This window comes from Vibrio sp. NC2 (assembly GCF_025195005.1).
Taxonomy (GTDB): domain Bacteria; phylum Pseudomonadota; class Gammaproteobacteria; order Enterobacterales; family Vibrionaceae; genus Vibrio; species Vibrio splendidus.
Genome location: NZ_JANVFC010000016.1, coordinates 40,256 through 60,225 on the forward strand (window position 1 = coordinate 40,256; position 19,970 = coordinate 60,225).

Sequence of the window (19,970 nt, forward strand, 5' to 3'; positions counted from 1 at the left end):
TTTTAGTCTCACTGTCTCAAACCGGAAGGCTTGAGACAGGAGCTGTTCGTCAAATTGAGTGACTAGCCTAGAACAACGATAACTTCGTTCACGCTGCCTTCCGCTTGTACTGGAATTGCACCTTCAACCTGTTCACCGTTGATAGTGATAGAGGCAACACCTTTGCTTACCGCATTCGGGTTCTGCACTGTGATGTTGTAAGTTGCGCCACGCCATTGACGAGTAACCTCGAACTCTGGCCAATCAGTCGGGATACATGGATCAACTGTTAAGCCTTCAAAGCCTGTACGAACACCAAGAATGAAGTTGGTTACCGCGAAGTAAGCCCAACCAGAGGTACCTGTTAACCAAGGGTGGTTTGCACGGCCGTGGTCTTGGTGATCTTTACCCATGATGAACTGCACGTACGAGTATGGTTCTGCGTAACGTGTTTCAATCATGTCGTTTTGGTTGTACGGGTTAAGTGCGTCGTAGAACTTCATAGCACGGTCACCACGACCTAGCTTCGCTTCTGCTACCCAAGCCCATGGATTCGGGTGAGAGAAGATTGCACCATTCTCTTTAACGCCTTGGTAAACGCGAGTTACGAAACCGATATCGTCGTTTGGTGTTGCGAATGAAGGAGAGTTTAGGTGCAGGCCGTATTCAGAGAAAAGGTTCTCATCGACAGCGTCCATCGCTTTCTCGCCACGCTCTTGAGATACCGCGCCAGATAGAACCGCTAGCGTGTTTGACTCAAGGTGCACACGACCTTCAGCTTGTTGAGCGGTACCGATCTTGTCGCCATTTTTAGTCAGACCACGGATGTACCAGCCACCCTCGTCATCCCAAAGGTGCGTTTCACACGCTTCGCGAACGTTCGCTGCCATTTCAGTGTATTTAGTAACGTCAGCATCGTTATTACGGAACTTAGCTAGGTCTAAGAATTCTTGTAGCGCCCAGAAGTGTAGGAATGAAACCATTGAAGATTCACCACCACCTAGGTTCAAACAGTCATTCCAGTCTGCGCGAAGACCTTTACAGATACCGGTTTGCCCTACGTATTCTGCAGAGAAATTCAGTGCGGCTTTCATGTGCTCGTAAACCGTTGCTTCGCCACCATCTGCGTATGGAATCACTTCATCAAAGAAATCGTGTTCACCCGTTTCCATTACGTATTTGATGATGGTTGGAACGATCCATAGGTGATCATCAGAACAGGTATCGTCAATGCCGTGGATCTTGTCGTCATCTGACGGTGTTGGAACAACCGTTGGTGATTTTGAAGGTTCAACGTCAGCTTTCTCGGGATCAAACCAGTCTGGATCGAACAAGTGTAGACCGTAGCCTGCTTTCACTTGGCCACGAAGCAGGTCGATAATGCGCTTCTTGGTCATTTGTGGGTTGGCATGAGGCACTGAGATCGCGTCTTGCGCCGTATCACGGTAACCAAGGCCAGTACGGCCACCGACTTCAATGAAGGATGCAAAGCGCGACCAAACCACACAGGTTTCCGCTTGGTATAGCGTCCACGTGTTGATCATGGTGTCTAAGCCTTCGTTTGGCGACTTAACTTGGAATTTGTTGCAACGCTCGTCCCAGTGATCTTTTATTCCTTGGAAAGCCGCATCTACGTTGGCTGTATCTTGGTACTTCTCGCGTAGGCGTTCACCGTTGCCTTTACCGATACCTAATACATACGCAAAGCGAACTTCTTCACCCGGTTGAATCGTAAATTGCTTGTGTAGAGAACCACAATGGTTGTAACAGGTTTGAGCGCTGTTAGAACACTTGCCATTTTCAACCGCAATTGGGTTTGCTTCATCTCGGTACATACCAAGGAAGTTGTCACGTTGGCCATCGTAGCTGTCTGGCGAGAAAGTTGAAGCTAGGTAGTAGAAGCCTTCAAAGTCGTTAGTGTTGTAGTACAAGTCATATTCCAGAACACCTTCTTGGTAAGACGTGCCCGCAGAGTACAAGGACATCTGATGGTTTTGATTGTCTGATTGAATATGGCTGAAAGAGAACTCAACAAACGAGAAAGTGCTGATAGTACGTGGCTTGTCAGTGTTGTTCTTCAGTACGACATCCCAAACTTCCGCATCTTCACCCTTAGGAACGAATAGCGTCTTCGTTGCGGTAATGCCGCTGTATTCACATTTGAATTTTGAGTATGACAGGCCGTGACGAACTTCGTAGTTCGCTTCATCTAGGCTCTTTGCCACTGGCTGCCAAGAGATAGACCAGTAATCACCTGTCTCATCATCACGCAGGTAAACATAGTGTCCTGGACGGTCGAATGTGCCGTTTGGACGGAACTTAGTAACACGGTTGTATTCCGGAGAATTGTAGAACGAGTAACCGCCCGCATTGTGCGAAATTACGGTACAAAACTTTTCAGTACCTAGGTAGTTGGTCCAAGGTGCTGGTACATCAGGGCGAGTGATGACGTATTCGCGATTGTCGTTATCGAAATAGCCGTATTTCATTGTCATTTCCTTTTTAACAAACTGCATCTATGCAGCTAATTTTTAAATAGTGATGCTGAGTCTTATCTGACTGAGCACCTTAATTTGAGTTAGCAACTTAATTTGAGTCAGCATCCACTCGATATGAGTGTCGCTTTGATTTTGTTTTATTGAGCTTTCCAAGGGCTGCGATAATCAACATTGAGTCTGTCGAGTAATGGCAGATGCCCCTTTAGGCGAGATAGGTAATCTAGCCAGTTTCGGTTGTTTTTATGTGTCCAACATCCTTCAGCTAAAGCGCTAATTCTTGGGAATACCATGTAATCCATACGCTTTTGGTTGGTGACGATCTCACACCATAGAGCACACTGAATTCCGCGGATCCGCTTACGAATTGGGTCGGTGTCGGATATTTCAGCAAGCGCTTCGTAGGTATAAGCTTGTTCTAATGGGATAACGGCAGCCCAATCTACGCCCGGTTCTTCCGGTGCATAATCTTGGGTCATGTCGAGATAGGTAAATTGTGCCGGTTGCAGCACCACATCAAAGCCTTGGCGAGCGCAATTCACTGCAGCTTCTTCACTGAGCCACGAGTAGATGATGGTCTCTTTACTGACTTTGTCGCCGTGTTGCGCTTCTTCCCAGCCCACCATGCGCTTGCCAAGTTGCTTGAGTTTGTTCTCGGCATAACGGAATAGGTGGCCTTGTAAGTCTTTGCTGTCTTGATATTGATGCTCTTTCATCAAAGCTTGAGCAGCAGGGCTGTTGGTCCACACGCCCGGTGGCACTTCATCTGCGCCCATGTGGATCAATTCGCTAGGGAAAAGCTCTGCCACTTCTTCAATAACGGCATCTAGGAATTGGTAAGTACCCGGTAAACCTGGATTTAGCACGTTGTCGTTGTAGTGCTGAATGCTCTTGTATTGTGTGGTGTCTGCTTGCTCAACTAGCATGTCTGGCAGTGATTTGATTGCGGCGCGACAGTGTCCCGGGATATCGATCTCTGGGATCACCGTGATGCTGCGTTGCTCTGCATATTCAATGACTTCGCGAATCTGTTGTTGTGTGTAGAAGCCGCCATAGTTGTCAGCAATGTGGGTGTATTGCGGTTCTAATGCATGATCAGGACCACGCCAAGCGCCAATTTCTGTTAGCTGAGGCAGGCTCTTGATCTCAATTCTCCAGCCTTCATCATCGGTTAGATGCCAATGAAAAACGTTGAATTTGTACTGCGCCAGTTGGTTGATCAAACGCTTCACTTGATCGACTGAGTGGAAGTGACGAGCGCAATCCAACATCATGCCGCGGTACTTAAATCGAGGTTGATCGGCGATTTTGCAACATGGTAGAGAGAAGTTCTCTGCGTCCAGTTGTTGAACTAATTGGATCAAGCTTGCCACAGCGTGTGTAAAGCCCGATTGGTTGCCTGATTCAGCAGTAATCTGTTGCGCAGTGATGGTCAGCTTGTATTCGGCTTCATCTAACGTCGGGTTGCTGCGAAATAGAATGCCGCCGCTTTCTTCTTTTGAAAGTTCAGTTGAAAGCGTGGTCGAAAGAGACAACTCAAAGGTCGAGAGCAATTCTTGTTGCAGCCAAGAGACAGCCTTATCAGCAAGATGAGATTGAACCTCAATTCTGCAGTCGTTATTTAGCGCGAAGCTACTTAGCGCGAAACTACCTTGCTGAAATTCGATCTGATTCGGCTGAGGAATCAATGCCACTTGAGCTGCGCTCACTTCAGGAATTTGATTGCGTTCACGGTATGGCGAAGCCAAAACAATGGGTGATATCGCGACAGGCAGTACCGATGTTTCTCCTTGGTGATGTGACTGGATAAAGGCATCGTTAAGGCCATCAGAATAGAAGCGGAATGGTGCGCTTTGAATACTGAATTCAAGGTAGAAATGGTTATTGGCTTTTAACACTGGCGAATTTGGTTTGAACGAGCAAAAGCTTCCTACTTGAGTCAATTCACCTTGCGACAAACTCTCAGGAAGGATGAATCGGTCAAAGGCAAAATGCAGTGACCAATCTTGTACGTCGAGGTCACTTAAGTTATGTACCGTAAGGCCGAATCGGCAGTTATTTTTTTGTTCAGAAAGAACAGCTAAGTCGATGCGATAATTCATATAACTTCCCTGCTAAGCCTGTTGATACAAGTTGTGTTGTGATTTTCCGGCAAACATCAATGCGCCTTCGATAGCGTCGAATTGAGGTTTAACGATCCATTGTTGTACTGGTGGTGATAGCCAGTTGAGAATACGCTCAGCGATACTTCCCATTAAGCACACCTTGTCAGCGCCTTTTCGGTGTAGTGCTAAGACAAACATTTCGATATCAGCAGCGGTTTGCTTGAGCATCTCGATAGCCAGTTCATCACCTTCATTTGCCAGTTGAAAAATAACTGGAGAAAATTGGCCGTAATCTTTTGGAATCGCGCCTTTTGACCACGCCACGATCGCATCAACATCATTATTGAAATGATTCATAACGTGTTTGGTCAGCGCGGTTTTGTTGCGAATACCATCTTCAGCGAGTAGAACTTGCTGAATTAAACGAAGGCCCATCACTGCGCCTCCGCCTTGGTCCGAAATTGGGAATTCACGACCGCCAACCACATGTTGCTCGCCGTTGTTCAGGTAGATACCACATGAACCGGTGCCACCGATCATGATTGCACCGTCTTGGCCATTGTGAGCACCAATGCAAGCGCCGTAAGCGTCGGTATTTAGTGTCATGCTTGCGAAAGGGTGTGTCTGTGCCATGAAGTCGAGCCATGCTGATTTTTGCTCTGCGCCAGCTAGCGCCAAACCAACATGCATATTAGAAAAATCGTTAGAGTCGAGTTGGCTTTGTTGTGCGGCTTTGGTGATGGCGTCAACGATAGAGTTCATTGCAACATCAACACCCAATAAAATGTTGGCACTACCACTCTTTGCTTCACCAACCAGCTTGCCTTGGTCATCGCGAATTCGAGCTCGACAAGAAGTGCCTCCACCATCAATACCTACGTAGTAAAGAGTCATGATTATTGCTCCTTACTTTGTGCTAGGAAGTTGAATTGCGCAGCCGTTGCCAATAGGAACCAAGCGCCGTGAGGGATCCATTGCTCACCCCAGCGCCAGTTTTGAAGCATGTCGTCTTTTTGAGCTGATGGATTGAATGCGATGTCTTGTTCGTCTTCGAAACCAGCCGTGATGCCGTTGCAGATCCCGCCTTTCGCATTGAAGAAACCAAGCTGTGGTAGATAGTCTGGGTTGTTATGACCGTGACCATCGAGCATGCACATGTGGTAAGGATTCAATCCTAAAATCCAATCAAGGCTGTTTTGTGAAAGCTGGATTAGACGCTGTTGAAGGTCATTATCTTTAATGTGCGGTTGAACTAGGTAAGCCATGGTTGCGAGTGAACCAAGGCGAGCATTTTCGCCTTGCCACCAGTAACCTGTCTCATTCTGTTGAGCGACGAAGAAGGCATCACGTTTATCACCATCGACAGATTTAACGTACTGTCTTGGGTAGCCGAATGGGTTGGTGACTTTGTCGGTAATGTTGATTTCGAACTGGCAAGCTTGCTCAACAGCTGTGCGAGCCTGTTCTTTTAATTCAGCATTGGTTTCGTTGTCGATGTATTCGCATAGCGCAATCACCGGAAGGCCAGCTTCTGCTGCATGAAAGTATGGGCGAGAGCCATCAGAATTTGCAGACCAGAAGTGCTCAAATGAATTATCTGACTGTTGGCGAGAGATTAAGCGAGTCGCCCAAGCTCTTGCTTCTGTTAGGTATTGCTGGTCTTGAGTTACGCGATACAGCTCATTGGCTGCGAGTAGGGCGCAATACTCATCGATGATGTTCTCTTCGCCATCGTTTAGGTACTGAAGGTTGTGTTCTTTAAGGTGCCAATAGCCTTTCGCAGCTGTATCAAGGTAGGTTTGGCTAGAGTAACTGCCAGAGGTTTCAAGCTCAGATGCAGCAGCCAGTGCTGCAATAGCAACGCCTGCACCTTGTCGGTAGCCCGCCTGTAAGTCTGTTGATTTATGACCTTCTTGAGTCGCATAAGCGCAGATGTCGCGCTGATTGATATCTTTGCTCCATTTGTCGAATACCGTCATATAGAAGTATCCGTCGGCGTCTTGCATACGCACTAAGAAGTCGGCACCGAACAAAGCCTCTTCCGTTAGACGAGTCATGGAGAATTTAGGGAAGTCTGGATTATGGCTAGTCAAGCGCACGCTTTTTAGCATGTTCCAAACGACCATTGGAATTTGTTGTGGGTTTAGGTAGTTACCATAAGACAGGTGGCTAAAATACTTACTGACATCACCTGATGCGTCATACCATCCACCGTGGACATCGACGTATCTGTCGGTACCTAGAATTTGTGCTTGTCGATCTTTTTTGTCGAAAATACCGCCACAGCGTTGTGACTTAAAGTAATGAAGCACATCAGAGAATGTGTGGTTCATTAATAGGTTGCTACCAATCTCAAATACTTCTGAACGCAGGTTGTCAAAACGTAGGTAGTAGCGACCAGATTCAGTAACTGAACTGAAATCGATAGTGAAGAATTGTCCTTGATGCCAATTTGCTACGCGGCCTTGTTTAACCACATCAAAGCTTCCGACAGTCATATGATTGTCTGCACAGACGAGTAAAGCCGTAGTGCTCGATAGACGAGCTTTCTTTGTTTGTAAGATAGCTTGCTTTGGGCCTGTGGACTCATAGCCAATATGGTTGGTCAATAACAGCATCAATACTCTCCGACAGTCCTAGTTTCTATTGGCTAGGTACTTGAATGTTTTGGATATAAATAGTTAGGGTCCGCAGACCCTAACTTGGACTTTATTGCTTAGCTTTCGTGTAGGTAACAACGTACAAAGTGGTTATCAGCTAATTGTGTAACTCCTGGAAGCTGTTCTTTACACTTGTCCATCGCGTGAGTACAACGGCCTGCAAATGGGCAACCTGCTGATACTGGTGTCCAAAGTGGGATCTCCCCTTTGTTACCTGCTAGTTGGTCGTGGATCGATTTCTTGGGATCTGGAACTGCCGAAACCAATAGCTGAGTGTAAGGGTGTTGAGGGTTAGCAATAACGTCATCGGTATCGCCCCATTCCACCATGTGTCCAACGTACATTACGGAAAGATCTTCAGCGATGTAGCGAGCCGTTGCGATGTCGTGAGTGATGTAAAGTAGAGACATTTGCTTCTCAAACTTCATCTCTTCCATCAGGTTCAAAACACCAGCACGAATCGATACATCAAGCATTGAGGTTGGCTCATCGGCTAGAACAACTTCCGCCCCTACCGCGATGTTACGTGCAAGGTTGACACGTTGACGCTGGCCACCTGAGAGTTGGTGAGGGTACTTTTCTGCCGTCGCTTGCGGTGGTACTAACCCCACTTGCTCTAGAAGATCGTATACACGTTCCTGTAACTCTTTCTTGTTGCCCGGAGATACTTTTTTGTGGATCAACAAAGGGCGAGCGATGTGGTGGAAGATATTGTGTGTTGGGTTCAGTGAACCAAACGGGTCTTGCCATACCATCTGCACACCTTCGCGGTAGTGCATGAGATCTTTTCTGCTTGAGATCTCTTGGATATCGCGACCTTTGTATTCGATCGTACCGCCCGAAGGCGCGTACATTTTTGCGATCATTTTTGCTGTTGTTGATTTGCCGGAACCAGACTCACCAACCACCGCTAGGCCACGGCTTTTGTACATCTTGAATGACACGTCGTTAATCGCACGCATCATTGGGGTTTGAATGGTGGTACTGCTTATTGGGAAGTCTTTTACGACATTCTTGCCTTCTACCAATAATTGACCGTAATCTTTGCTCATAATTGTCTCCAGAATCCTTGTTCGCTTTGCTTGCTTTTCGACGGTCGAGCCGCCTTATTCGTTATCCACGCTGATTCAGCGTGCAAGCTATAGCTTTCTTTGTACTATTGGGTCACCGTACAGGTGGCAGTTAGACAAGTGTCCCGGGTCGATAGAGCGCAGCTTGGTTGGCACCTTAGTACAAGCTTCATGTACACGGTCACATCGAGCTTGGAAACGACACCCTTCAGGGATCTCTAAGAGGTTCAGAGGGTTGCCCGGAATACCCGCTAGTTTTGTCTTTGGCCCTGTTAGTGGAGGGAAAGAACTACCCAGCCCTTTGGTGTAAGGGTGGTAAGGGTTTTCTAGAATATCTTGAGAGTTCGCGACCTCGATAAGTTCACCGGAGTACATGATGCCGATACGGTCAGAGAACTCGACCATCAATGACAAGTCATGGGTGATGAACAGAATTGAGAAACCAAACTCTTCTTTTAGTGCATAGATCTTTTGTAGGATTTCGCGTTGAACAACCACATCAAGCGCGGTCGTTGGCTCATCCATAATGATCAGCTTTGGATTCAATGCTAAAGCGATAGCAATAACTAAGCGTTGACGCATGCCGCCAGAGAATTGGTGAGGGTAGTCACTCAATCTGCTTGGGTGAATATCGACAATTTCAAGTAGACCTTCAGCACGTTGCTTAGCTTGTTCACGAGTCATGTTGGTGTGATGCATAATCACATCACAGAACTGTTCTTCCATTGGAAGTACAGGATTGAGTGCGTTCATTGCACTCTGGAATACCATCGACATCTCGCTCCAGCGGAACGCTTGCATGCGTTCGTCACTGTATTCAAGGATGTTCTCACCATTGAAGATGACTTCACCACCACTGATGTAAGCGGGCGGCTTATGAAGACGCATAAGAGAGAAAGCAACGGTTGATTTACCACAGCCAGATTCACCAGCTAAGCCGAATACTTCACCCGGAGCGATGTCAAAACTTACGTTATTACACGCGCGAACATCGCCAGACTCTGTGATGTAATCCACGCATAAGTTGCGGATTGAAATTAGTGGTTCAGACATGATTATTTATCTCCGCTCCAAAGTGCATTTTGTGGTGGTAGTTCTGGTTCACGTTCTTCTTTATCTTGAGCCGCTAGTTTTTTCCAACGCTTCATGCCTTTGTGAGAACGCAGTTGCGGGTTGGCAATCTCATCGACCGCGAAGTTAAGCAGAGCAAGGCCAGTTACAAGTAGTGTTAATGCGATACAAGGAGCCAACAGTTCCCACCAAGCGCCAATCAGCATTGATGAAGAGGTTTGAACGTTGTAAAGCATGATGCCCCAGCTGATTGTGTTCGGGTCACCAAGACCTAGGAACGAAATCGTAGCTTCCATCATGATTGCGTACATCACCGAACCGATGAAGCTCGCGCCAACGATAGAGATAAGGTTTGGAAGAATCTCTACGAAGATGATACGGAATGAAGATTCACCCAAAACTTCAGCGGCTTTTACAAACTCTTTTTCACGCAGTGCTAACGTTTGGGAACGAACAACACGCGCGCCCCAAGCCCAGGACATAAAGCCGATAACCAAGGTTATGGTGAGTGGCCCTGCCTCACCGATAAAGGCTGCAACTACGAACAGTAATGGGTATTGAGGAATAACCAACATGATGTTCATTGCGGCTGTCAGAATGTCATCGACACGTCCACCGAAGTAGCCCGCGGAAACACCGATAACCGTTGCTAGTAAACATACGGTAAGGCCCGCACCAAAACCTACAGCCAGAGATACACGTGCGCCGTATACTACTTGTGACCAAACATCACGACCCATACGAGTTGTCCCCAGTACGTGATCTGCCTTTTTAGACATGATAAGTGTGCGACGGTCGTCTGCTAGGTTTTGAGCAACCCAGCCATCAGGATTCGTTTGTGCAGACTTAACGACGAAGCCAGGGTACTCGTGTGGGTTACCTGTACGCTTGTCTGGTACATGTTTGGTGATCAATGGAGCCGCAATAGCACCAAGAATAAAAATACTTAGGATGATGACACCGGTTAGGGCCATCGGATTGCGCCAAATGAGTTTTAGAATATCTTTCATGATTATTTACCACCCTTACGAAGACGAGGGTCAAGAACAACGTAAAGCATGTCTGCAACAAGGTTAAAGAACAGCATGAATAGCGTCATGATAAGCAGTTGGCCTTGCAATACTTGGTAGTCACGAGCGTTAATTGCGTTGAAAAGTACGCTACCAAGACCTGGGTAGTTAAAGATGATTTCGATAATTAACTGACCGCCGATTGCCATACCTAGAGACATCGAAAGTGCTGTCACACTTGGCAGCATCGCGTTACGAGCTGCGTAATTGAATACCACTCGGTTTTCGCTAAGGCCTTTGCCTTTCGCCATGGTGATGTAGTCTTCTGCGAGTAGGTTGATCATGTTGTTACGCATGTTTACTAGGAAGCCACCAATTTGAACAACCGAAGCACATACCAGAGGCAAGAAAGCGTGGTAAGCAACGTCTTTGATGAATGCCCAACTTGTCCAATCAGGTATCGTACCAGCGGTATAGGCGTAGCCAGTTGGGAACCACTTCAAACCAATTGCGAAGGTAAATAGCGCAAGCATTGCAATAACAACTTGAGGAACGGCTTGTAGAATAAGCATCCCTGGAGTAACAAAGGCATCGTATTTACTGCCACGTTTCCACGCTGCAAAAATACCTAGGATTGAGCCAATCGAGAAAGAAAGAATAACGGCAGTGCCTGCTAAGAATAGCGACCAACCGAATGCGCCACCTAACAGTGTATTTACTGAAAGTGGGTAGAATTGAATTGATGTACCAAGCTCCCAGCTTAGAATGTTCTTCATGTATGCGCCGTATTGAACCAGTAAGCCGCCATCAACGAAGCCTAATAGTTCTTTCATTGCCGCAATACGCTCAGGAGTAACTTGAACAGAAGCGTTCGCAAACATCATGGTAACTGGGTCACCAGGCATTGCTCTTGGAATAATAAAGTTTAACGTCGCTGCAACTAATAGCGCGACAAAATAAAATGACAAACGTCTTAAAAAATAACCCATAACTCACACCTTACTCACCCAGATTGTTTCCCTGTTTCTGGATTCAGGTCGCTCCTAGCGAAATTTGGAACGAAAAACCCCCTGACGACTAGCGCCATACTTTCAATTGATAGTGTGGGGATTTTTATAAGCGGCGTAAGAAGTTACGCCGCAAAGATTGAACGATTACTTATTTAACTGGTTTTAGGTCCAGTACATGAAGTAGACGCTCTGGAATACCAGCCCAAATGTTTGGACGGCCTTTTGGATTTTCTTCGTTCCACCAACCAGTGAAGCGAGTCGTGTTGTATTGGTACATGTAAGCACCAGACATCACTGGGATTGTCACTTGGTCTGCAGCGATGATTTGCTGGATACCGTGTGCAATATCTAGCTGCTCGTTCTTGTCAGCTGTTTTGTAGAAGCTGTTTAGAAGACCATCTAGCTTGTCGTTTTGGTAGAAGTGCATCGCGAAACGAGGCATACCATCACCAGATTGTAGTGATGAGTTGTAAGCACTGTTCCAGTACGTGTATGGATCCGCACCGTGGAAGTAGTTTGTGTATGCTACGTCGTATGTACCTTCAAGCATTGCTTGGTTGTAAACAGAGAAGTCAGGTGTACGAGCTTTCGCTTTAATACCGATTTCGTTTAGCTGTTCTACCGCTAGTTGAACTGTGTTGTTGAAGTCAGTCCAGCCGTTTGGCGATTGAATCATTAGTTCGAAAGACTTGCCTGATGGAGTATCAACAAAACCATCTTTGTTTACATCTTTGAAGCCAGCGTCAGCAAGAAGCTTCTTCGCGCCTTCAGCGTTGTAAGTGTTGAAGCCTTTGTACTTGTCATGAGTTTTTTCATCAGACCAAGCTTCAAATGCGTAGCCAAGACCCGATGCGAAATCGTTCACAGTACCGCCACCGTAGAATGCGATATCGATGATAGTTTGACGGTCAAGAGCCATAGAGAAAGCACGACGGAATTCAACGTTGCTCAATGCTTCATGCTTCGCAGCATCAGGGTGCTTGAAGTTAACGATGAATGCCTGTGTACCTGCTGGCGGGTACCAGTAGTGGTGTTTAGGGCTAGCTGCAGCGTATGTACGATCGATATCTGGAACGAAAGAAGACGTCCAGTCCATTTCACTGTTTACAACTTTACCTAGGAACTGGTCGTTGTTCGCAATTTGTGGAACACGTAGACAGTCAACATCTAGGTTGTCTGCATCCCAGTAGTTCGGGTTAGCACACTGGATGTATAGCTGAGCTGTAAACGTATCGATTTCTGTAAACGGACCAGAACCTACTGGGTTCTCATTGGTAAACGTTGATGGATCTTTCACGTCTTTCCAGATGTGCTTAGGTACTACTGGTACTTTAGCAATCTCGTAAGGTACGTTCGAGTTAGCTTCTGTTAGGCTGAACTTAACTTGGTAGTCGTTCAGTTTTTCTACAGAAGTTACCCAAGAGTTGATGCCAGATTGGTCAAGCTCTGGTTTCTCTTTTACAAGGTTGAAAGAAAAAACAACATCATCAGCAGAGAAAGTTTCTCCGTCAGACCATTTAACACCCTTACGAATGTCGAAAACTACGCTCATCAGATCATCTGACATTGTGAAGTTTTCAGCTAGACGGAACACAGGAGTGTTACCGTGCATTTCGTTAAATACTACTAGCGGCTCATAAAGGAAGTCGGTTGTAGTATGTAGGTTGGTAGCACCAAGGTACGGGTTAAAGTTACGTACGAATGTAGTGTACTCTTTCGGGTGAATAGTCAACTCACTGCGTTCTGCAGCTGTTGCTACTGATGCAAAACCTGTTGTAGCAGTTGCAATAATTGCTGTTGCTATTGCTGTTTTTTTTATATTGGCAAGCATAGCTGTTCCTTACTATTTGCTTTCATTTCACTAATGGATTGAATGTTATCTGTCGCTAAATTGTTTAGTAGATACACACTCTAGTTAAAGGCCTACCTCTTCTTCATTGCTCCAGATTCATCGTTGATTCTGAGAAGTGGTAAGAGTGGCCTGTAGGCCTTTGGCAGGAGTAAGAAAACACCTTATCGATGAATTAATCAAACTCGTTTCCCGTCAAAAACGTTAAAAACACACAATCCCACGTCATTAACGTCAAAACGGGGTGCTTTGGTGGTTTTTTGTGCGCAATTGTTAAGGTGATGTGACTCGCATTTGGTTTTGCTGTATCGGTTGGATGTAAGTGGTCACTAACTACCTGAGCTTTTTATTATAAAGCTTTAGGCTAAGGTTTTGTGATTGTAGATCTTGGTCACTTGCCGCTTTTACGTTAAATTTCCCTAGAAAATTAAATCTGCCGTTCTGTTGTGACTCGCTTCTCAAACTGCAACAAAGAGTAAGATAACGGTCAGATATGATTGAGAATAGAACGAAAAGTACTGATGGTTACGAGTACGCACTATGCGTAATTGGCGTGAATTCCTCCTTGTTTAAAGACGTAAAAAAAGTGCGTTGCAAGCGTTGGGATTCTACTTTTTGTGATTATTAGGCGTACAAAAAAGCCCACGCTAAGTGGGCTCCATTATTTACAGTATCGTGATCTTACTTCAGGGTTAGCTGGTCAGTAGTTTCTGTAGTTTATCCCTTAGCATCTCGATATGAGTTCTTTCTGGTGTTTGTTCTTTACAGTGCTCAAGTATGAATTCGATAGAGCTCAGTACCGTTCGCCAGCGAGGTGTTTTCGGTAGAGTTTCTACTCGTAGGTATTTGTCTAGCGTTCTAGTTTGTAGGGTACTGCGGTCTAAGTAGACTCTCCATAAGCCACTCTTTTCTGCGAAAGCAAACTTGGTCTCCCCAGTAACAGACTCCCAGTAGATAATGGCATTGGTCATGACATCGACTAGTACTTCACGCATCAGCTCTTGCTTGTTTTTACCCTCACCGGTTGCCTTATCAGCAAGGCGAGTAAATTCACCGCCAAGCTCCTTCAGTTGTTGAAGCTTATCTTTGTCACCTTCAAAGGCGTAGCTTGAAAGTGCCTCAACCGCTGTTTCGAGGTTATTGACTCGGTTTGAGTTAACGCCACCACCGACATTGAAGATATACATGGTGTCGAGCCCTGAGCCTTCAGGTAGTTTAAGGATATCACTTGGAATGCGCTGACGTGTGTCGTCTATATAGATATCAATATCACCACAGTAGTGAGCTTGTTCCACCTTCAGGTATTTAGGCGCGATGATCTCGTCGGCCATTGAGCGCTTGAGTTGTTCTTGCCCACGTCTAAACAGCTTAGCAGCCGCTTCGTTGGCGAAGCGAATACGTTGGTCATCACGAATACAGATGATGGCCTCAGGGGCTGATTCCAACTGCTCCAACAAGCGGCCTTGAGTTTCTAGTAGGTTAGCTTCAACCATAGCTCGGTGTTTAAGCTCTAGTTGCAATTGATCATTCTCAAGACGTCTTTGCTCAGCTTTGCTTGCTGATAGGTGCGCAGTAATTCGCGCCGCCAGTTCTTGTTTGTTGAAAGGCTTGGATAAATAGTCATTGGCACCCGCTTCGAAACCGCGAACCCGGTCTTCCGCTTGGTTGAGTGCCGTTAGCATGATGATTGGCAATTGTGCATGATCGTATTGTTTACGCAGTGCTTCACAAACCTGATAGCCGCTCATACCTGGCATCATGATGTCGAGCAGAAGTAACTCGGGTTTCTCTTTTTCAATCAGTTCAATGGTCTCAGGGCCGTCACAGGCGGTGCGAACTCGATAACCTTCTAGCTTCAAGAAGCTGTCTAATACGCGCAGGTTCACCGGCTCATCATCGGCGATAACCAATAACGGGCCATTTGGGTTTTCACTGATAGCGCTGTTTTCTTGCTGAGTGTTATCAATTAAATCCGGCGCTTGGAAGTGTGAGTAGCTCCCTGACTCACTGTAGCTATCCAGTTCTTCTTGGGTAGCTAAAGGTAATGTGAAGCTGAATGTAGTGCCAAGCATCGGCTGGCTACTTACATACAGCGAACCACCCATCAACTCGATTAACTGACGACTGATGGATAACCCAAGGCCGGCACCTTGGCGATAGTTACTTGCGTCTTGGCCAGCTTGAATCAATGGCTCAAAGATGTGTTCAAGATATTCAGCAGGTATACCTTGGCCGGTATCAACAACTTGTACTCGTATGTTGTCGTCGATGACGCTTGCTGAGATAACAATCTTACCTTCTGATGTGTACTTGATAGCATTGCCAACCAAGTTATACATCACTTGCTCAAGTCGTTGAGGATCCGATGAAACGAGACCTAAATCACTTGGCACTTGGTTAATGATGCGGATTGGCTTGTTACCTAACAGGTGATGAGATAACTCAAGTACTAAGCTGGTGGCTGCAGATAAATCAACAGCAGACTTCTTAATATCCAAGCTGCCATAGCGCATCTTGTGATAATCAAGCAGGTCATCAACCAGTGTCGCCAACCTCTGGCCACTATTGATGATGATATCCAGTTGGTACTTCTGGTTGGCCGGAATAGGACCGTTAGCACCAGATATTAGCGCTTCAGCGATACCAACCATGCCATGCAATGGCGTTCTCAATTCATGTGAGGTGGTGGCTAAGAATTCATCTTTAAGTTTGTTCGCCAGTTGCAACTCTTCGTTTTGCTTTTGAATGGTCTTAAGGTTGTCCTCAAGCTCACCGTTTTGGCTCTTGATGAGCTGCATTTTTTCACGGATCGATCGCTGCATTCTTTCGAAGCTAACCGCGAGTCGGCCTATTTCATCTTTGCGTTCGGTATTGATCATGGTTTCATCAAGATCACCTGCAGAGACTTTCTCGGCAGCCCATGTGAGCTTGAGGAGAGGAGAAGTGATGAAATTGGACAGATAATGCGATGCAACAAACACAAGAATGATCGCTGTGAGCATCACGATCACGAAGATCTTCTCTAACTGATGAATACGGGCAAACGCCTCTTTTTCTGGCAGCTCTACGACAAGAGCCCATGTTGCGTATTTCAGCTCAATTGGGGTATATGCTGCGATGATCGCTTGATCTTGAGTGTTGTTGAACGTACCAACGGCTGTTTCGCCAGCCAATGCTTTGTCGACAACGTCTAAGCTTAAATTAATCGACTCTTGCGAATGGGCGAGGCTGCGTGGCAGGTGATCATCCCCCACAAGCAGTGTTTGAATATTTGAACTCTTGTTGAGATCCGCAATTAGCTTCGTAATCCCATTGATTGGCAGCCTAAACATGGCGTAACTGTGCAGGTAGCCTTGTTGAACAATAGGCGCACCTAACCAAGCCGTCTGCTTACCGTTCTCATCTTTAAAGTCAGAAACGATAACCGGTGTATAGTCCTCGTTGGATTTACGTTTGTCTTTTACGTCTTTTGCTAAGCGTTGAAAGGTAACGCCTAGGTTTGAATCTTTGTACTTACCTGTTAGCAAGTTAGTGCCGTAATCATCACGCTTAAAGATTGAGTAAGCGACGTTACCGTTAATGTCGACTAATAGAATGTCATCAAAGTCTGAACGCTTAAGCAATTCTTGATATGAGTTATGGTAGCGCTTGTGAAGCAGTCGATAACGTTCGCTGCCAATAAAGCTACTAGATTCTGGAAGAATCGATGTCTTGATTTGATCGCCAGAGCCTTGAATGTAACGCTGCTGCGCATTACTGCGCGCTTCATCAATATCTAACCCTAAGCGTTGGAACGCATTAATTAAACCATAGAATCGCCCGCCACTGGCATTGGCAAGTTCTGAGCGAACAAAGCCCATGACTTGGGACTCTTGAGCTTGTAGGTAATCGACAATTTGCTGTTGCTTAGTATCACGGACCGAAACAAGGTGCGAAGTACTTTGTTCCTGAAGATCCTGACTGTGCGACTGGAGGAAAAATATCGCGATAAGTGTCACTGGGGTAATACTGAGGACAAGAAATGCCAGCATTAGGGTATTTTGAAGGCGCTTAAACTTCTGCTTACGATAGAATCTAAACATAAATTGGGTACTACTTTCCTTTGATGTACTGCTAAAAGGGCTGAAAACAAGTACAGAGAATAGAATTAACGGGTTCCAATTTAACGAAATTAACGAGTTTTTTTACTTTGACAAGTAAGTGGTATTTAAAGCGTGTGCAAAAGCTCATTTTTATAGAGTTTTGACAAAAATATGAACAGACAGCGCAGATAATGACCCTGCGCTGTGCTAGATAGGCTATTTGTTTGCGTGGTAGATCGCGAATTTAGTGGTCTTATTTAGAGTCGCGCATTTTCCAAACGCTTGTTCAATAATTGGAACGTATTTTAAGAAACTGTTCGCAACAATAATCATCTCGCCAGAACGCTTCAAATGCTTAGGAGCCTGAGCAAGTAAGGTCTCAGTTGCGCTGTAGCTTGTATCCAAACCAGAATGGAATGGTGGGTTACTGATGATGAATTGGTAGTCTTTTGATGTGTCGGAATAGACATCTGAGGCGAAGACATTTCCCGTTAAACCGTTCGCTTCTAACGTAGCTTGGCTTGATGCCACGGCAAATGCACTGATGTCGCACATTTCTAGCTCGATATCAGGGTGACGAGATGCCATTACCGCGCCTAATACACCTGCACCACAACCGAAATCCAGTACCTTACCTTTCAGCTTTGGTAGAGTATCAAGTAGCAGTTGGCTACCTACATCAAATTGGCCGTGACTAAACACACCTGGAAGGCTTTTTACAGTCAGTGACTGCTCATCAATGTTAACCGTATAGGTTTTAAACCAGTCTTGCAGATTGAAGGCTTGTGGTTGCTCGAAGCATTGACCCCAGTAGAAAGAGCAACGGCGCGCCGAATCGTATTTCACGACTTTACCGTAAGGAGCGAACATCTTCTCGATACTTTTAACACCAGAACGATTCTCGCCAACTACGACAATCTCGGTATCTTTACCTAGCTTGGCAAATAACATCGCCAACAGAAATTCCGCTTCTGCTTTAGCCTTTGGCCAGTACAGCATCACTAAGTCGGCTTTGGTTTCTTCGGTAAACTCCGCACCATAAAAACGTTGGATGGTGTTGCAGCCTTCTAATTGACGGTAGTAGCTGTAATTAGAGGTAAACACGGTGACTGATTCACAATGTTTCGCTAATTCAACAGGGAATAAGTCTTCTGCCTCACCTGCAACTAAAACATGTTTGCCTTCAAAGTAGGCGAGTTGACGTTGAGCAATCTGGCTTGGGGCAATATAAGCTGACATAGGACACTCTATTGAATCGTTAGCAAAAAATGAGGGCGGATTTTCGCATAATCCGCCCAAAGCTTGAAGTGTTTAATACTCGTTCGGCAACCAAGTTGTCGAACAGTTGATTAACTCTTGTCTTGCTGGTTTAAAAAGTCTTTAAACTCTTCATCGTAGATGTTGAATAGGACAATGGTAATCGCAAAGATTAGCGGGCCGTAGATAAGACCAATTAAGCCGAACAGTTGAATACCACCTAACAGTGAGAAGAAGATCATCAGGGTATTCATGCCTGCACTGCCTTGCATCAGCAGCGGACGAAGCAGGTTATCAATAGAACCAACAATCGCTACACAGTAAACCGTTAGGAAAATCGCCCATGTGGTATCACCAGTTAGGAACAAGTAAGTTGCTGCTGGGATCCAGATTAATGCGGTACCCACAACTGGGATGAAAGAGGCAAAGCCCATCATGGTGCCCCAGAATAGGCCTGGGAAACCGGCAATCCACATACCTAACCCGCCCGCAAAACCTTGCGCTATTGCGGTTAAGAATGAACCCATTACAGCTGATTTCGATACTTGCTCAATCTCGGTTAGCAATTTGTCTTCTTGGCTACGAGATAAAGGCAAAATATGACGAACAACGCTGATGATTTTGTCGTGATCTCTTAATAAGAAGAACAGAACAAACAGCATCAAGAAGAAATCCATCAAGAAATTGGTCGCATCACCAAGGATTTTTGCACTGATACCAACCAGTTTTGAGCCAAAGCTGGTCGCAAATTCACCGACTTTCTGTGCGATGGCTTGAGGCTCAATGTTGTCGAAAGGCAAGTAGTTATTCACAAATGACAGCGCTTTGACCACTAATGGGTGTGCAAATAAAGTCTGAATACCGCCGTGGGTCACCCATTGGTAGGTGTTCTGAGAGAACAGAGAACCTTGCTGAACAATTGCTGCGAATACTGCCAATAAAGGGATAACAATAATGAAAGTCAGAATCACACAAGACAACAGAGAGACGATGTTTTCTTTATTCGGGAGCTTTTTTTCAAGCCACTCATGGATTGGGAACATCAATAGTGAAATGATAAAGGCCATCACGATTGAGTTGACGTACGGCTCTATAAGCAAGTAACAAGCATAAGCCGCCGCAAGTAGGGCAATGATGATCACCCAGTGGCTGGTATTGATTTTGAGTTTTTCTGACACGTTAATGGTCTCTATATTTGCGTTCTGAGTTTATAATGGCTGCAAAACAGAGAGTTAGCAATGAGGAGTTTTGATAATGGGATGCTGTAATAAAGATAAGAAATGCCAAGATGAAGAACAGCAAACAAAAAAAGAGATCCCTTGGTTCAGAATGTTCCTTGGTACCTTGATGTTGTTGGTTTTTCTTTTCTGGGAACGTTAGGC

12 protein-coding genes are annotated in these 19,970 nt (G+C 45.6%); all 12 read right to left on the reverse strand.

Going from position 1 to position 19,970, the window contains the following annotated elements; genetic code table 11:
• Positions 1-62: 62 nt before the first annotated feature.
• Positions 63-2,468: a GH36-type glycosyl hydrolase domain-containing protein gene (locus tag NX845_RS17665; protein ID WP_054547505.1), complete on the reverse strand. Its 2,406-nt coding sequence runs from the start codon at positions 2,466-2,468 to the stop codon at positions 63-65.
• Between the two features lie 146 nt (positions 2,469-2,614).
• Complete coding sequence (locus NX845_RS17670) at positions 2,615-4,576, reverse strand: beta-N-acetylhexosaminidase (RefSeq protein WP_102500711.1); 1,962 nt, start codon at positions 4,574-4,576, stop codon at positions 2,615-2,617.
• A gap of 12 nt (positions 4,577-4,588) precedes the next feature.
• Positions 4,589-5,473 (reverse strand): N-acetylglucosamine kinase, encoded by an 885-nt coding sequence (locus tag NX845_RS17675; protein WP_017088374.1) that lies wholly within the window; start codon positions 5,471-5,473, stop codon positions 4,589-4,591.
• A gap of 2 nt (positions 5,474-5,475) precedes the next feature.
• Positions 5,476-7,197 (reverse strand): glycoside hydrolase family 9 protein, encoded by a 1,722-nt coding sequence (locus tag NX845_RS17680; protein WP_017093916.1) that lies wholly within the window; start codon positions 7,195-7,197, stop codon positions 5,476-5,478.
• 98 nt (positions 7,198-7,295) lie between these two features.
• On the reverse strand, positions 7,296-8,291 hold the full coding sequence (locus NX845_RS17685; RefSeq protein WP_017088376.1) for an ABC transporter ATP-binding protein: 996 nt from the start codon (positions 8,289-8,291) through the stop codon (positions 7,296-7,298).
• Positions 8,292-8,378: 87 nt separating this feature from the next.
• Positions 8,379-9,362 (reverse strand): ABC transporter ATP-binding protein, encoded by a 984-nt coding sequence (locus tag NX845_RS17690; RefSeq protein WP_004734530.1) that lies wholly within the window; start codon positions 9,360-9,362, stop codon positions 8,379-8,381.
• A gap of 2 nt (positions 9,363-9,364) precedes the next feature.
• On the reverse strand, positions 9,365-10,390 hold the full coding sequence (locus NX845_RS17695; protein ID WP_004734531.1) for an ABC transporter permease: 1,026 nt from the start codon (positions 10,388-10,390) through the stop codon (positions 9,365-9,367).
• 2 nt (positions 10,391-10,392) lie between these two features.
• A complete protein-coding gene (locus NX845_RS17700; RefSeq protein ID WP_004734532.1) occupies positions 10,393-11,379 on the reverse strand; it encodes an ABC transporter permease in 987 nt (328 codons plus the stop codon).
• A 169-nt stretch (positions 11,380-11,548) separates the two neighbouring features.
• Positions 11,549-13,231, reverse strand: coding sequence for an ABC transporter substrate-binding protein (locus tag NX845_RS17705; RefSeq protein WP_004734533.1), 1,683 nt, complete (start codon positions 13,229-13,231; stop codon positions 11,549-11,551).
• Positions 13,232-13,941: 710 nt separating this feature from the next.
• Positions 13,942-17,331, reverse strand: coding sequence for a response regulator (locus tag NX845_RS17710; protein WP_017093915.1), 3,390 nt, complete (start codon positions 17,329-17,331; stop codon positions 13,942-13,944).
• Between the two features lie 216 nt (positions 17,332-17,547).
• Positions 17,548-18,570, reverse strand: coding sequence for a 16S rRNA (guanine(1207)-N(2))-methyltransferase RsmC (gene rsmC, locus NX845_RS17715; protein ID WP_017088379.1), 1,023 nt, complete (start codon positions 18,568-18,570; stop codon positions 17,548-17,550).
• A 110-nt stretch (positions 18,571-18,680) separates the two neighbouring features.
• Positions 18,681-19,766: an AI-2E family transporter gene (locus tag NX845_RS17720; RefSeq protein WP_004734536.1), complete on the reverse strand. Its 1,086-nt coding sequence runs from the start codon at positions 19,764-19,766 to the stop codon at positions 18,681-18,683.
• Positions 19,767-19,970: the final 204 nt, after the last annotated feature.

Bases quoted from the DNA above. Each gene is read 5' to 3' on its own strand.
- NX845_RS17665 (WP_054547505.1), bottom strand. From the start codon at position 2,468: ATGAAATACGGCTATTTCGATAACGACAATCGCGAATACGTCATCACT.
- NX845_RS17670 (WP_102500711.1), bottom strand. From the start codon at position 4,576: ATGAATTATCGCATCGACTTAGCTGTTCTTTCTGAACAAAAAAATAAC.
- NX845_RS17675 (WP_017088374.1), bottom strand. From the start codon at position 5,473: ATGACTCTTTACTACGTAGGTATTGATGGTGGAGGCACTTCTTGTCGA.
- NX845_RS17680 (WP_017093916.1), bottom strand. From the start codon at position 7,197: ATGCTGTTATTGACCAACCATATTGGCTATGAGTCCACAGGCCCAAAG.
- NX845_RS17685 (WP_017088376.1), bottom strand. From the start codon at position 8,291: ATGAGCAAAGATTACGGTCAATTATTGGTAGAAGGCAAGAATGTCGTA.
- NX845_RS17690 (WP_004734530.1), bottom strand. From the start codon at position 9,362: ATGTCTGAACCACTAATTTCAATCCGCAACTTATGCGTGGATTACATC.
- NX845_RS17695 (WP_004734531.1), bottom strand. From the start codon at position 10,390: ATGAAAGATATTCTAAAACTCATTTGGCGCAATCCGATGGCCCTAACC.
- NX845_RS17700 (WP_004734532.1), bottom strand. From the start codon at position 11,379: ATGGGTTATTTTTTAAGACGTTTGTCATTTTATTTTGTCGCGCTATTA.
- NX845_RS17705 (WP_004734533.1), bottom strand. From the start codon at position 13,231: ATGCTTGCCAATATAAAAAAAACAGCAATAGCAACAGCAATTATTGCA.
- NX845_RS17710 (WP_017093915.1), bottom strand. From the start codon at position 17,331: ATGTTTAGATTCTATCGTAAGCAGAAGTTTAAGCGCCTTCAAAATACC.
- rsmC (WP_017088379.1), bottom strand. From the start codon at position 18,570: ATGTCAGCTTATATTGCCCCAAGCCAGATTGCTCAACGTCAACTCGCC.